The sequence below is a fragment of the Cupriavidus oxalaticus genome (assembly GCF_004768545.1).
In the GTDB taxonomy this organism is placed as follows: domain Bacteria; phylum Pseudomonadota; class Gammaproteobacteria; order Burkholderiales; family Burkholderiaceae; genus Cupriavidus; species Cupriavidus oxalaticus_A.
This window is the reverse complement of record NZ_CP038634.1, coordinates 475,762-488,471: the sequence shown is the minus strand read 5'-3', so window position 1 is coordinate 488,471 and position 12,710 is coordinate 475,762. Positions and strand designations below refer to the sequence as shown.

The following is a 12,710-nucleotide window of genomic DNA, read 5'->3' as shown; positions in this document are numbered from 1 at the left end:
GTGCGCGCTCAGTTGGCCGAGTCGACCAGCGTGCGGGCCTCGACCACCTTGCAGCGATACGCCTCGAAGATGCGGCGCAGCGACTGCTCCATCGTGACCTCGGGCTTCCAGCCCAGCTCTTCGACGGTGTTGTCGATCTTCGGCACGCGGTGCTGCACGTCCTGGTAGCCCTTGCCGTAGAAGTCGCCCGACGAGGTTTCGACGATCTGCGTCTTGCGCGCCTCCTCGGCGTATTCGGGGTAGTCCGCGGCCATCTTCAGCATCATCTCGGCCAGCTCGCGCACCGAATGGATGTTGGCCGGATTGCCGATATTGAAGATCTTGCCGCTGGCGATGCCGCTCGGGTTCTCGATGATGCGCATCAGCGCGCCGATGCCGTCCGAGATATCGGCAAACGCGCGCTTCTGCGCGCCGCCGTCGACCAGCCTGATCGGCTCGCCGCGCACGATATGGCCGAGGAACTGCGTCACCACGCGCGACGAGCCTTCCTTCGACTCGAAGATCGAGTCCAGGCCCGCGCCGATCCAGTTAAAGGGGCGGAACAGCGTGTAGTTCAGCCCTTGCTCCATGCCGTAGGCGTGGATCACGCGGTCCATCAGTTGCTTGGAGCAGGCATAGATCCAGCGCGGCTTGTTGATCGGGCCGTAGACCAGCGGCGAGGCTTCCGGGTCGAACTCCTCGTCGCTGCACATGCCGTAGACCTCCGAGGTCGACGGGAACACCAGGTGCTTGCCGTACTTGACCGCGGCGCGCACGATCGGCAGGTTGGCCTCGAAATCCAGCTCGAACACGCGCAGCGGCTGGCGCACGTAGGTGGCCGGCGTGGCGATGGCGACCAGCGGCAGCACCACGTCGCACTTGCGGATGTTGTACTCGATCCACTCCTTGTTGATGGTGATGTCACCTTCGAAGAAGTGCATGCGCGGGTGATCGACGAGGTCGCCCAGGCGGTCCGTGTTCATGTCCATGCCGTAGACCTCCCACGGCGTGGTTTCCAGGATGCGGCGCGTCAGGTGATGGCCGATGAAGCCGTTGACGCCGAGAATCAGGACCTTTTTCATCGGTTTTCCTCGTTGGTTTGTTTTCTGAGAATCTGGGAAAAGGTATCGGGCGTGACCAGCGCCCCGTCATGCGCCAGCAATTCGGTCACGAGCACCGCACCGCCATCGCCGCACAGGCCAAGCAGCCTGCCGGCCTGCACGTGCAGGCCGGGCGGCAAGCCGGCGGGTGCGCTGCCGGCCTGGAGGCGGCGCGCCCGCGCCACGATAAAGCGCTGTCCGGCCACCTCGGTGAATGCGCCGGGGTAGGGCGGCGCGACCGCGCGGATGAGGTTGTAGACGCTCGCAGCCGGCTGGCTCCAGTCGATGCGGCCGTCTTCCGGCCTGCGCCCGGAGAAATAGCTGCCTTCCGCAAGCCGGTTGGGCCGCTGCGGCGTCTGCCCGGCGATCATCGCCGGCAACGCGCGCCACAGGGTCTGTTCGGCGGCCACCGTGACCTTTTCGAAGACTTCGCCGGCGGTGTCGTCCGGCAGGATCGGCACGGCGGTCTGGTCGACGATATAGCCCGCATCCGGCCTCGCTTCCATTGCATGCAGCGTTGCGCCGGTTTCGGTCTCGCCGTGCAGCACCGCCCAGTTCACCGGCACGCGGCCGCGGTACTTCGGCAGCAGCGAGCCGTGCATGTTGAAGGCGCCGCCAGGAGCCAGCGCCAGCACTGCCGCCGGAATCATCGCGCGGTAGTAGAAGGAAAAGATCACGTCCGGGCGCGCGTCGCGCACTGCCTGCGCGATCGCGGGATCGGCAGGATCCTCGCCGTAGATAAAGGGAAGGCCTAGCTCCGCGGCGGTGTCCGCGACACGGCGGAACCAGATGTTCTCGTCGGGACGGTCGCGGTGCGTGATGACCAGCGCCACTTCCACGCCGCGCGCATGCAGCACGCGCAGGCAGCGGTCGCCGACATTGTGGTAGCCGAAGACGACAGCGCGCATCATGGCTCCCGGCCCTTGCGGCCCAGTGCGGCGTGCGCCGGGTCGGCCTTTTCCAGCACCGCCTGGATGCGGTAGCGCGGGCGGCCGCGCACTTCCTGGTAGATGCGGCCGACGTACTCGCCCAGCAGGCCCACGCCGAACAGCAGGATGCCGATCAGGAAGAAGTTCATGGCGAACAGCGTGAACACCCCCTGCACTTCCGAGCCGAGTACAAAGCGGCGCACCAGCAGCATCACGAACAGCACGCCGGAGAACAGCGACAGGATCGTGCCGATCGCCGAGAACCACTGCAGCGGCACGATCGAGAAGCCGGTCACCAGGTCGAAATTCAGGCGGATCAGCTGGTACAGCGAATATTTCGATTCACCCGCATGGCGCTGCTCGTGGCCGACCTCGATCTCGATGGGATTCGACGCGAAGGTGTAGGCCAGCGCGGGGATGAAGGTGTTGACCTCGCGGCACGCGTTGATGGTGTCGATCACGTTGCGGTCATAGGCGCGCAGCATGCAGCCCTGGTCCGTCATGCGGATCTTGGTGATGCGCTCGCGCAGCCGGTTCATCGCGCGCGACGCGTAGCGGCGGAATGCGGTGTCGTTGCGCTGGCGGCGGATGGTGCCGACGTAGTCATGGCCGGCGCGCATCGCTTCGACCAGGCGCGGGATTTCTTCCGGCGGGTTCTGCAGGTCGGCGTCGAGGGTGATCACGATCCTGCCGCGGGTATGCTCGAAGCCCGCCAGGATCGCCATATGCTGGCCGAAGTTGCCGTTGAACAGCACCACCCGGGTCACGTCCGGGCGCTTGTGGAACTGCGTGGCCAGCAGCGCCGCAGAGCGGTCGGTGCTGCCGTCGTTGATGAAGATGATCTCGTAAGAGTCGCCGAGGCCATCCAGCGCCGGATAGAGGCGGTCGAACAGGGCTTGCAGCCCGTCTTCTTCGTTGTAGACCGGAATGACTACCGAGACTTCGACCGGGCTCATGTGGAGAGACGTTTGCATGTTTCGCTGAGGGTTGCGCAGACCCGCTCGACGTCGGCGGCTTGCATCGCGGGGAACAGCGGCAGCGTGACGATGCCGCGCCCGATGCGTTCGGCATGCGGCAGCATGCCCTCGCGCCAGCCGAGCGAGCGGTAGTAGGTAAAAAGATGGATGGGCGGGTAGTGCACGCCGGTGCCGATGCCACGCTCGCGCAGGGCTTCCATGACCTGCCGGCGCGCCTGCGCCGGACCGCCCTGCAGGCGTTCGGTCGGCAGCACCACCTGGAACATGTGCCAGTTGGTGGTGGCGGCCTGGGCATCGAGCGGCTGCGGCAGCTCGATGCCCAGGTCGGCGAGGCCATGGTCGGCGGCGCAGCGGAAGTAGGCCTCGGCCAGTTCGGCGCGGCGTGCGGTAATGGTGTCGAGCTTTTCGAGCTGGGCCAGGCCGACGGCGGCATTGACGTCGGTCAGGTTGAACTTGCCGCCGGGTTCTTCCACGTCCATGCCGTCCATGCCGGTGCGGATCACGCCCTGCAGCCGCAGGCGCTCGGCGCGCACCGCTTCTTCCGGCGTGTTCATCACCAGGCAGCCGCCCTCGATGGTGGTGATGTTCTTGTTGGCCTGGAAGCTGAAGCTGACCAGGTCGCCGAACGCGCCGATGCGCTGGCCCCGCCAGCGCGAGTCGATCGCCTGGGCGGCGTCTTCGATCACGCGCAGGCCATGCTTCGATGCGATGGCGTAGAGGCGGTCCATGTCGACCGGCAGGCCCGACAGGTACACCGGCATGATCGCGCGCGTGCGCGGCGTGATGGCCGCCTCGACCGCGTCCAGGTCCAGGTTGCGCGTGCGCGGGTCGATGTCGACGAACACCGGGCGCGCGCCGACCGCGATCACCACGTTGGCGGTGGCGACCCAGGTGATCGGGGTAGTGATGACTTCATCGCCAGGGCCGATATCCGCAATGCGCAGCGCGATTTCCATCGTCGCCGAGCCGTTGGCGAAGGTGCGCACCGGGCGTCCGCCGAACAGGTCAGACAGCGCGGCCTCGAAGGCCTGCATCTTCGGCCCGGAGGTGATCCAGCCGGACGCCAGCACCCTGCCGACATCGGCAATGGCGGCGGCATCGATTTCAGGCCGGACAAAGGGCAGGAACTCGGAAGCGGGAGCAGTCATGGGCTAAAAAACGAAAAATCCGCGAAGAATCGGTTCCGGTCGGCAAGTCAGGCAGGCAAGTCCGGCCAGGCAAGCCAGGCCAGGCAAGCCAGGACAGCCCGGTCACGAACGGGCGATCAGGAAGACGCCAGCCAGTATCAGCAGGATGCCGGCCACGCGCAAGGGACCGATCATCTCGCCGAACAGCCACCAGGCGGCGAGCGCGTTGACCACGTAGCCGAGCGATAGCATCGGGTAGGCGACCGACACGTCCACGCGCGACAGCCCCACGATCCACACGCCGACGCTGACCACGTACAGCGTCAGGCCGGCCAGCACCGGCCATTGGGTCAGCACGCGCAGTGCCGTGACGAGCAGCGTGCCGCGATCCAGCGTGATCGCGCCGATGGTGTTGACGCCGGCCTTGAGCAGCAGTTGGGCGGCTGCGTTGAGCAGCACGCCGGTAACGATAAACAGGAAAGTCGAGAGCGTCATGGCGCCGGGTGGTGCAAAGTTACTGTCCTTGGGATGGCGCGTGCGGGCCTTCGCCCGGCAGGGCGAAGTTGGCGACCGCCACGCGCCGGCGATCGCCGCCGATCCGGTGCATCGGCACGCCGCGCGCCGCCAGCATCTTGTAGGTCTCGGGCATCATGATCGCCACGGCGCGCTGGCCGTCCTGCCAGCGCGAGATAAAGCCGTCGATGGTGGGGATCCACTTCTGCGGCTCCTGGCCGATGCCGAATTCCAGTTCGTCCTGATGCGCGACCATGATGGCAGTGCGGCGCAGGTAAAACGGCAGCGTATGGTCCAGCATGCCGACGCTGTACAGCGGCATCTGCGGCGTCAGCACTGCATTGATCGCCGGCGCCAGGTCCGCGCCGGAGCCGGGCCGCCCCATCGCCTCGTGGCCACGCAGCGCCACCGTGCAGCAGGCGAACATCGCCAGCGCGTACACCACAATGCTGGGAAATACGCCGCGCGTGCGCAGCAGCCGCCGCGCAGCGATGGCCCCGGCCAGCATGATGGCAAAGGCAATGGCGATCCACAGGGTGAATTCGCGGTACACGGCATTGGGCGTGCTTGGCTTGTCCAGCATGGCGACGAAGGGGCACGCCAGCAGCCCGATGACCGCCAGCGCAATCACGGCATTGACCTGCCAGCGCCACGCGCGTTCCGTGACCGTGTCCAGCGCCACGCCCGCCAGCAGCGCCAGCGCCGGGAAGATCGGCACGATATAGCCCGGCAGCTTGGAGCCGGACAGGCTGAAGAACACGAAGATCGCCGCGGCCCACAGCGCCGCCAGCAGCGCGGGCTGGAACGGCCGCGGCGTAGTGCCGCGCGCGACGCCGGCGCGCTCGCGCACCGCCTGCCACATCTGTGGCGCCAGCCCCAGCCAGGGCAGGAATCCGGCCAGCAGCAGCGGCACGAAGAACCAGATCTTGCCTTCGCGCTGGTGAACGTTCGAGGTGTAGCGCTGCCAGTGCTCGTGGATAAAGAAGAAATGCGGGAATTCAGGGTTGCGCACCGACACCAGCCAGAACCACGGCACGGTGACCGCGAGCAGCACCGCCATGCCGGCCAGCACATGGAGCCTGCGCCACAGGCCAAAATCGCGCGTGGCGACGGTATAGACCACCAGCACCAGGCCGGGCAGCGCCAGCCCGACCAGCCCCTTGACCAGCACCGCCACGCCCATGGCGGCCCAGCAAGCCAGCATCCAGTTGCGGCGCGCGGCGGGCGTGGCGTGCGGGTGCTGCGCAATCAGCATGCAGGCCAGCACGCACGCCATCGCTCCCGCCAGGGTCATGTCCAGCGAATTGAAATGCCCGGCGACATTCCACATCGGCGCCGCCACCAGCGCCAGCCCGGCCAGCAGCGCCACGCGCTGCCCATACCACCGCGCCGCGGCCAGCATGGTTGCGCCCAGGCCAAGCAGGCCGGACAACGCCACGCACAGGCGCGCCTGCCAGTCGCCGACGCCGAACAGCGTATAGGCCAGCGTGGTCACCCACAGGTGGAAGGGCGGCTTCTCGAAGTACTTGAGCTCGTGGTAGCGGATCGTCACCCAGTCGCCGGTGACAAACATTTCGCGCGCGATTTCGGCGTAGCGGCCCTCGTCCGAGCGCAGCAGGTGGCGCATGTCGAGCGTGCCGAACCAGACCAGCAGGATGGCGAGGCTGACCAGCACGACGGCACTGGTGGTGGTGGCACCTACTGACAGCCCGGCATACCGCGAGGTCGATGAACTACGCATGGAGCTCCTGGAAAAACGACGGATTGGGATGGTCTTGCGTGGGTGCACGACGACGGCAAGCCATCACAACGCATTGCGCGGTCCGTTGGTGGACAGGCGCTGGCGGCTTTTTCAGAACCAGCCGCAAGTCATGCGGGATGGCCGCGCCGATGCGGCTGCCAGGCGCATGGGAGGCCAAAGCCGCCGCGTGGGCACGCGCGGCGGGCAATGGTAGCACGGTGTCGGGGTGACCCGTCAGTCGCAAAGCCAGCGGCGGGCGGGCCGGTGGGCCCGCCGGATGGCGTTCAGGCCGCCTGGATGCCTGCCGCGGCAGGACGCGCGCGGCGCAGGCGGAACGCGACGCCGAGCAGCAGGACGCCGCACACGATGGCCCAGGCGCCGATCATCCACAGCACCGCCAGCGCCCCCGCCAGCGGCTGCCACAGCACCAGGAAGGCAAAGGCGATGCTGACCAGCCCGGTCAGGATCAGCCACCATTCGTTGGGAATCTCCTTGCGCAGCCGGATCGCCGCGACGATCTGCAGCACGCCGGTGGCCAGCGACCATACCGCGATATAGACCAGCAGCGACAGCGCGGTGATGGCCGGGCTGAACCACGTCAGCGCGCCCACGCCGAGACCGAGCAGGCCCTGCAGCGCAAGGATCCAGCGGTCGCTGGTCTCGCGGTCCTTGCCGGAGATGGCCATGACCAGCGCCATCAGCCCGTCGGCCGCGGCAAACGCGCCGAACACGATCACCAGCGCGGCCAGCGTGGCGATCGGCGCGAAGAACGCGCAGACGCCGAATACCAGCGCAAACAGGCCGCGCAGGGCGACCACCCACCATAGTTTCGCGTAGTACTGAAGCATGGAACCTCCTATGGGCCCGCGCGCGGGGGGCCGGTGCACGGAAACAGCCCGGCGATCGCGGACGGTGGTGCGGGCCGCCGATAAGTTATCAGCGAGATAGCCACTTGCACGAAAAACACGAATAATCTGAGTGACCAGGCGGTCGTCTGGCAGGCCGGGCGCTATCGGGGGCGCCAAGACATTCTAGACAGGGATTCATGTGAAGACAAAGGCGCAGCAATACCGGCTTGCAAATCTTGCCGCGCTGGCAGGCCTGTGTCTGGCCATGCCGGCGGCGGCACAGCCGGCCGCGCCCGCCGGCGCTGCCGCCGCGACCGCGGTCAGCGCCGCGGCGCAGGTGGCCGCCACGCAGATGGCCGCGTCGGCAGCGGCGGTGCTCTGCAACGCGCCCTGGTTCCGTTCCGGCTCGCATGTGCAGATGGAGGGCGACGGCGCCCTGCCGATGTCGATCCGCATGACGCTGCGCGACGTCGGCCGCAGCGCATCCGGATGCCGCGCGCAGCTGACGGTCAGCTCCAAGTCCGCGATGTCGGCGCTGATGGGGCCGCCGGTGATCATGGAGCAGGTGCATGAGGTCGTGATCGACCGGCGCACGCCGAATGACGAGACCAGCATCGAAAGCCAGCATGCCATCATCAACGCCCGGGCCCGCTATGCGCGCATGTACGGCGAAGCCTCGTTCCGGGGCAAGGGCGTCTTCAACTACGCCGGCCTGGAGTTGCGCGAAGGCAGCACGCTCGACGGCGAGACGTTCCAGTCCAGCGTATCGCTCAAGGTCTACCCGCTCGGCTCCGGCGAAGTGGTCAGCACCATGCGCGCGCTGCATGCGTCGATCCACATCGGCTCGCGCCAGGTTGGCCGCCGCCAGATGATCGAGACCGTCATGGGGCGCAAGGAGTGCCTGCCGATCACCTATGAGAAGCGCACGTCGCTGGGGCCTGTGCTGGTGGGCGAGGAAGTGGTGCAGGTCGAGCCTTCGGTGATGCATGTGACCGACTGGTACTGCCCGTCCGATGCCTTCGTGCTGCGCACCGAGGTGAGGCAGGATGGCAAGGTGCAGCGCATCGACGTCACCGCGCTGGAGCGCGACACGCAGATGCCTTGAACGGGCTTCGGAACGGCTTTGAGCAGGCTTTGGCCTGCGCAGGGCGCAAAAAAACCCGCCTCGGCGGGTTTTTTCGTCGGAGCCGTTGCGGTTCAGCTGGCAGCCTGCGCCGGAGCGGCCTTCTTCTTGGACGACTTCTTGGACGACTTCTTGGCCGGCTTCTGCTCGGTGGCCGGTGCGGCGGGGTTCAGGTCGCTGCGCGTGCTCTTGTTCGCGCCCTGGCTGTACGGGTCGAACTTGTCGCCGGACTTGGCACCCTGGGAGTACGGGTCGAACTTCTCGCCCGACTTGGCACCCTGGGAATACGGATCGAACTGCTTCTTGCCGGTACCCTGCGCGTGGACAGCCAGCGAGGCAGCGCCGAGGCAGAGCGCGATCGCGGTCGCGACAAACTTGTTCATGATTTCTCCTGAGAAATGCCGCCGTCGGGCGGTCGTGTATGTGGCCTGTCCCACACGGGGACGGCTCGGGCCAGTGTCGCCAACATCGTTCGTCGCTGTCAACTTGGGGCTTGCCCGGCGCGGCACTCTCATGGAAATCCTGAATTGCGGCCCCGGACCGGTTCCGGTTCCGGCTCTCCCGGTGTGAACCGGAGTTACTCGGTGACGGCGTCCGACGGGTGCTTCCACGCGGCGCGCACCTCGCCCGACGGCGCCAGCGCCAGGTTGATGCCGCGGCTGCCGATGGGCTGCTGGAACCAGCGTTTCTGCAGCGCGATCACGTCCTGGCCGGTGAAGGCCACGCCCAGGGTCTGGTCGACCAGGCGCTTCCATTCCGGGTCGGCCTTGGACAACATCAGCGCATTTTGCTCGATCGACAGGGACGGGCCCACGATCACGTACTGCGACGGATCCTTGGCGCGCGCGCGCAGGCCGGCCAGCAGCACGTCATCCATCACGAAGGCCTGGGCGCGGCCGGATTCCAGCAGCAGGAACGACTCGCCATGGTCCTTGGCGTAGACGTCGTGGTAGCCATACTGGCCCTTCAGCCGGCGCACGTGGCGGTCGCCGGTCGAGCCCGCGCTGGTGACCACGGTCTTGCCGCGCAGGTCGCCGAACGTGCGGATGCCAGAGTCGGCGCGGACCAGCATGCGCACGGTCGAGACATAGTGCGAGACGCTGAAGGCCACCTGCTTCTGACGTTCGAGCGAGTTGGTGTTGGGGGCGCAATCGAGGTCGACCAGGCCGTTGACCACCGCGGGGATGCGGTTTTGCGGCGTCAGCGGCATCCAGCGCACCTTCAGGTCTTTCAGGCCCAGCTTCTGGCGCGCGGCTTCGGCAGCGCGCAGGCACAGGTCGACCGCATAGCCGGCCGGCTGGCCCTTGTCGTCGGCAAAGGAAAAGGGCAGTGCCGATTCGCGATAGCCCAGCACGATGGTGCCGGAATCGCGGATCTTGTCGAGCACGGGGGTTTGCGGCTGGGCATGGGCCGCAGCCGGTGCTAGCGCGGTGACCATGACGCCGAAGACGAGCGCCGCCAGGGGGCGACGCGCATTAGACAAGCGGGCGAGCAGGGAAGACAGGGCAGGGACGGACATTCGAGCAAACCGGAGAGCTAACCGCAGGCGCGGCAAAAACGCTAGGGTATACCCGGGTCTTTGCTCGGCGAAGGATAAAGTCGTCATAAGCAAATGCTTCTCTGGTGAGACATGAATGGCGCGGCAAGCAATCGGAAACAATCGCTGCCAGTGTGTAACCAATCCGCAATTTGTGGACATGACGCCACATGTCAATCAGGGCAAACAGGTAGAATCCCGCCTTTCGTGCGCTTTGTCAGATTCCAAAGAACAATGAGCCCCCGTCCGTCACGCCTGCCCTGCATCGACGCGCTCAAGGCGGTCAGCTCTCAGCTGATCGTGCTGCACCATCTCGCTTTCTACGGCCCGATGTCCGACACCGCATACCGTCTCGCGCCGGGGCTGGTGGACTGGCTGTATGACTATGCCCGCATCGCGGTCCAGGTGTTCCTGGTGATCAGCGGCTTCCTCGCGGCGCGCAGCCTGGCGCCGCACGGCCGGCTGGAAATCCGCGAACACCCGCTGGCGATGCTGTGGCGCCGTTACCTGAAGCTGGTGGTGCCCTTCGCCGCGGCGCTGCTGCTGAGCATTGCCGGCGCCGCGCTGGCGCGGCAGTGGATGATCCATGAATCGATCCCGGCGCCAGCGCACCTGACGCAGTTCCTGGCGCACCTTACGCTGCTGCATAACGTGCTGGATGTCGAGGCCCTCTCGGCCGGAGTCTGGTACGTCGCGATCGACCTCCAGCTGTTCGGCCTGCTGCTGGTGGCGCTGTGGGCCGCGCGCGCCTTTGCGCCGCGCCAGGCGCAGGCGGGCGCCGCGGCCGGCATCGGCGTGGTGGCGCTGCTGGCGGTCGCGTCGCTGTTCTGGTTCAACCGCGATGCCGCCTGGGATATCTGGGCGGTGTACTTCTTCGGCGCCTATGGCATGGGCACGCTGGCATGGTGGGCCTCGAACCCGGGCCGATCGGCGATGCCGCTGCTGGTGCTCTGCGCGGTGGCGCTGGCGGCGCTGATCGTCGATTTCCGCCTGCGTATCGCCATAGCGCTGGCCACCGCGCTGCTGCTGGCGGTGGCCCGCCGCGGCGGCTGGATGGAGCGCTGGCCGCGCGGCCATGTGGTGGGTTTCTTTGGCCGCATTTCCTATTCGGTTTTCCTGGTGCACTTCCCGGTGTGCCTGCTGGTCAATGTGCTGGTGTCGAACCTTGCGCCGGGGCAGCCGGTGCTGAACGCGCTGGGTATGGCGGCTGCGTGGGCGCTGAGCAACGTTGCGGGCGCGCTGTTCCATCGCTACGTGGAAAGCGCAAGCCCCCTGGCAGCGCTGCGCGCGGCGAGGGCATGGCTGTCTGACTCGCGCGGCTCGGCGAGCCGTCCTACCGTGTAAGGCTTGCAACCCCTGCGCGTGCGGCAGGCTGCCTCCTGCTGGTGCGCGTGCACCGGCGGTGTCATGCTGCCGGCACTCCCTGCGTGCATGCCTGCGCTGCGCTTGCGTACGGCGCCATACAGAGCGCGGCAAAACTCGCGTAAACCGGCATTGGGCGATGGCATGAACGTTGCCTAGTATGGAATCGTAAACCTGACCATTTGGTCAGGATTCCATCGGGAACCGAGGGTGCCATGTCCGACCATATCGTCCTCACTTCGCACGCGCGCCGCGACAAGCCGGCCGAGCCGATCCACTGGGGTGCGCCCACCGCGGCCGAACGCGGACCGGTGATCGCCAGCCTGGCGAATCCCGCGCAGCGCAACGTGATCGGCACCCACGCCGGCGCCTATGCCATATACCGCGCGCTGGCGGTGGCCTCGGGGTCGCTGCAGCGCGACCATCGGCCAGACCTGACCGACACCGCCCCCGCGGAGTCGATCGGCCCGCACCCGCAATGGGCCGATCCGGAAAAGATCGTCTCGCTCGATCCCTGGGGCCACCTTGTTTCCTCCGTCTTCGCCGACCGCATCGCGGCGGGAGTGGACATCCGCCCGACCATTGCCATCACGCGCGCCCATATCAACATGCCCGAGCTGATCTCGGCGATTGCTGCCGGCCGGCTGACGCCCGACGGCAGCATCCTCTATGCCAATGGCGACGTGCGCGTGACCAAGGCGGCGGTCGATCCGGTCTGGTACCTGCCGGGGCTGGCGGCGCGCTTCGGCATCAAGGAAAGCGCGTTGCGGCGCGGCCTGTTCGAGCAGACCGGCGGCATGTTCCCGGAGCTGGTCACGCGGCCCGACCTGAAAGTGTTCCTGCCGCCTATCGGCGGCATGACGCTGTACTTTTTCGGCGACGTCAGTCAACTCGGCAAGCCAGAAACAAGAGTCGCCTGCCGCGTGCACGATGAATGCAACGGATCCGACGTGTTCGGGTCAGACATCTGTACCTGCCGGCCCTACCTGGCGCATGGCATCGAGGTGTGCATCGAGATGGCGCAGCAGGGCGGTGTCGGGCTGGTGGTTTACAACCGCAAGGAAGGCCGCGCGCTGGGCGAGGTGACCAAGTTTCTGGTCTATAACGCTCGCAAGCGGCAGGCGGGCGGCGACCGGGCCGAGACTTACTTTGCCCGCACCGAATGCGTGGCAGGCGTGCAGGACATGCGTTTCCAGGAGCTGATGCCGGATGTGTTCCACTGGCTGGGCATCCGCCGCATCGACCGCTGGGCGTCGATGAGCAACATGAAGCATGGCGCGCTGGTGGCGCAGGGCATCGAGGTGGTCGAGCAGGTGGCGATCCCCGAAGCCCTGATCCCGGCCGATGCCCGTGTCGAGATCGACGCCAAGGTGGCGGCGGGCTACTTTACGCACTACACGCCGCCGGATGCCGATGAACTGGCCCTGGCAAAGGGCAGGGGGTTGAACGAATGACAATGTATCCCGAAGAGGAT

At 66.8% G+C, this 12,710-nt stretch carries 12 protein-coding genes; 3 read left to right on the top strand and 9 right to left on the bottom strand.

Translation table 11 applies throughout. The features are described from left to right. Positions 1-8: 8 nt before the first annotated feature. The 7 genes from E0W60_RS02140 to E0W60_RS02110 form a co-directional block, all read right to left on the bottom strand. On the bottom strand, positions 9-1,061 hold the full coding sequence (locus E0W60_RS02140; protein WP_133094460.1) for a bifunctional UDP-4-keto-pentose/UDP-xylose synthase: 1,053 nt from the start codon (positions 1,059-1,061) through the stop codon (positions 9-11). After that, a complete protein-coding gene (locus E0W60_RS02135; protein WP_135703952.1) occupies positions 1,058-1,987 on the bottom strand; it encodes a formyltransferase in 930 nt (309 codons plus the stop codon). Before E0W60_RS02135 ends, E0W60_RS02140 begins: the two co-directional genes overlap by 4 nt. Further along, positions 1,987-2,982 (bottom strand): glycosyltransferase, encoded by a 996-nt coding sequence (locus E0W60_RS02130; protein ID WP_133094461.1) that lies wholly within the window; start codon positions 2,980-2,982, stop codon positions 1,987-1,989. The genes E0W60_RS02135 and E0W60_RS02130 overlap by 1 nt, the downstream gene beginning before the upstream one ends. Then, entirely contained in the window at positions 2,961-4,133 is a 1,173-nt protein-coding gene (locus tag E0W60_RS02125; protein WP_135702866.1) for a DegT/DnrJ/EryC1/StrS family aminotransferase, read from the bottom strand. The genes E0W60_RS02130 and E0W60_RS02125 overlap by 22 nt, the downstream gene beginning before the upstream one ends. A gap of 102 nt (positions 4,134-4,235) precedes the next feature. After that, the gene (locus E0W60_RS02120; protein WP_133094463.1) at positions 4,236-4,607 is read right to left on the bottom strand and encodes an EamA family transporter; all 372 of its coding nucleotides are present in this window, start codon (positions 4,605-4,607) and stop codon (positions 4,236-4,238) included. A 19-nt stretch (positions 4,608-4,626) separates the two neighbouring features. Then, positions 4,627-6,366, bottom strand: coding sequence for a glycosyltransferase family 39 protein (locus tag E0W60_RS02115; protein ID WP_135702865.1), 1,740 nt, complete (start codon positions 6,364-6,366; stop codon positions 4,627-4,629). A gap of 284 nt (positions 6,367-6,650) precedes the next feature. Continuing rightward, a complete protein-coding gene (locus tag E0W60_RS02110) occupies positions 6,651-7,214 on the bottom strand; it encodes an HdeD family acid-resistance protein (protein WP_135702864.1) in 564 nt (187 codons plus the stop codon). Positions 7,215-7,413: 199 nt separating this feature from the next. Between E0W60_RS02110 and E0W60_RS02105 the strand changes: the two genes are divergently transcribed. Beyond that, entirely contained in the window at positions 7,414-8,319 is a 906-nt protein-coding gene (locus E0W60_RS02105) for a hypothetical protein (protein ID WP_135702863.1), read from the top strand. 92 nt (positions 8,320-8,411) lie between these two features. On the opposite strand, the gene E0W60_RS02100 is transcribed toward E0W60_RS02105, so the two are convergent. After that, complete coding sequence (locus tag E0W60_RS02100) at positions 8,412-8,720, bottom strand: amino acid ABC transporter permease (protein ID WP_133094468.1); 309 nt, start codon at positions 8,718-8,720, stop codon at positions 8,412-8,414. A 194-nt stretch (positions 8,721-8,914) separates the two neighbouring features. Continuing rightward, on the bottom strand, positions 8,915-9,775 hold the full coding sequence (locus E0W60_RS02095; protein ID WP_431189875.1) for an amino acid ABC transporter substrate-binding protein: 861 nt from the start codon (positions 9,773-9,775) through the stop codon (positions 8,915-8,917). 333 nt (positions 9,776-10,108) lie between these two features. Between E0W60_RS02095 and E0W60_RS02090 the strand changes: the two genes are divergently transcribed. Together E0W60_RS02090 and E0W60_RS02085 are read left to right on the top strand one after the other, a co-directional pair. After that, the gene (locus tag E0W60_RS02090; protein WP_135702861.1) at positions 10,109-11,218 is read left to right on the top strand and encodes an acyltransferase family protein; all 1,110 of its coding nucleotides are present in this window, start codon (positions 10,109-10,111) and stop codon (positions 11,216-11,218) included. 233 nt (positions 11,219-11,451) lie between these two features. Further along, a complete protein-coding gene (locus E0W60_RS02085; RefSeq protein ID WP_135702860.1) occupies positions 11,452-12,690 on the top strand; it encodes a GTP cyclohydrolase II in 1,239 nt (412 codons plus the stop codon). The last annotated feature ends 20 nt before the right edge of the window (positions 12,691-12,710 follow it).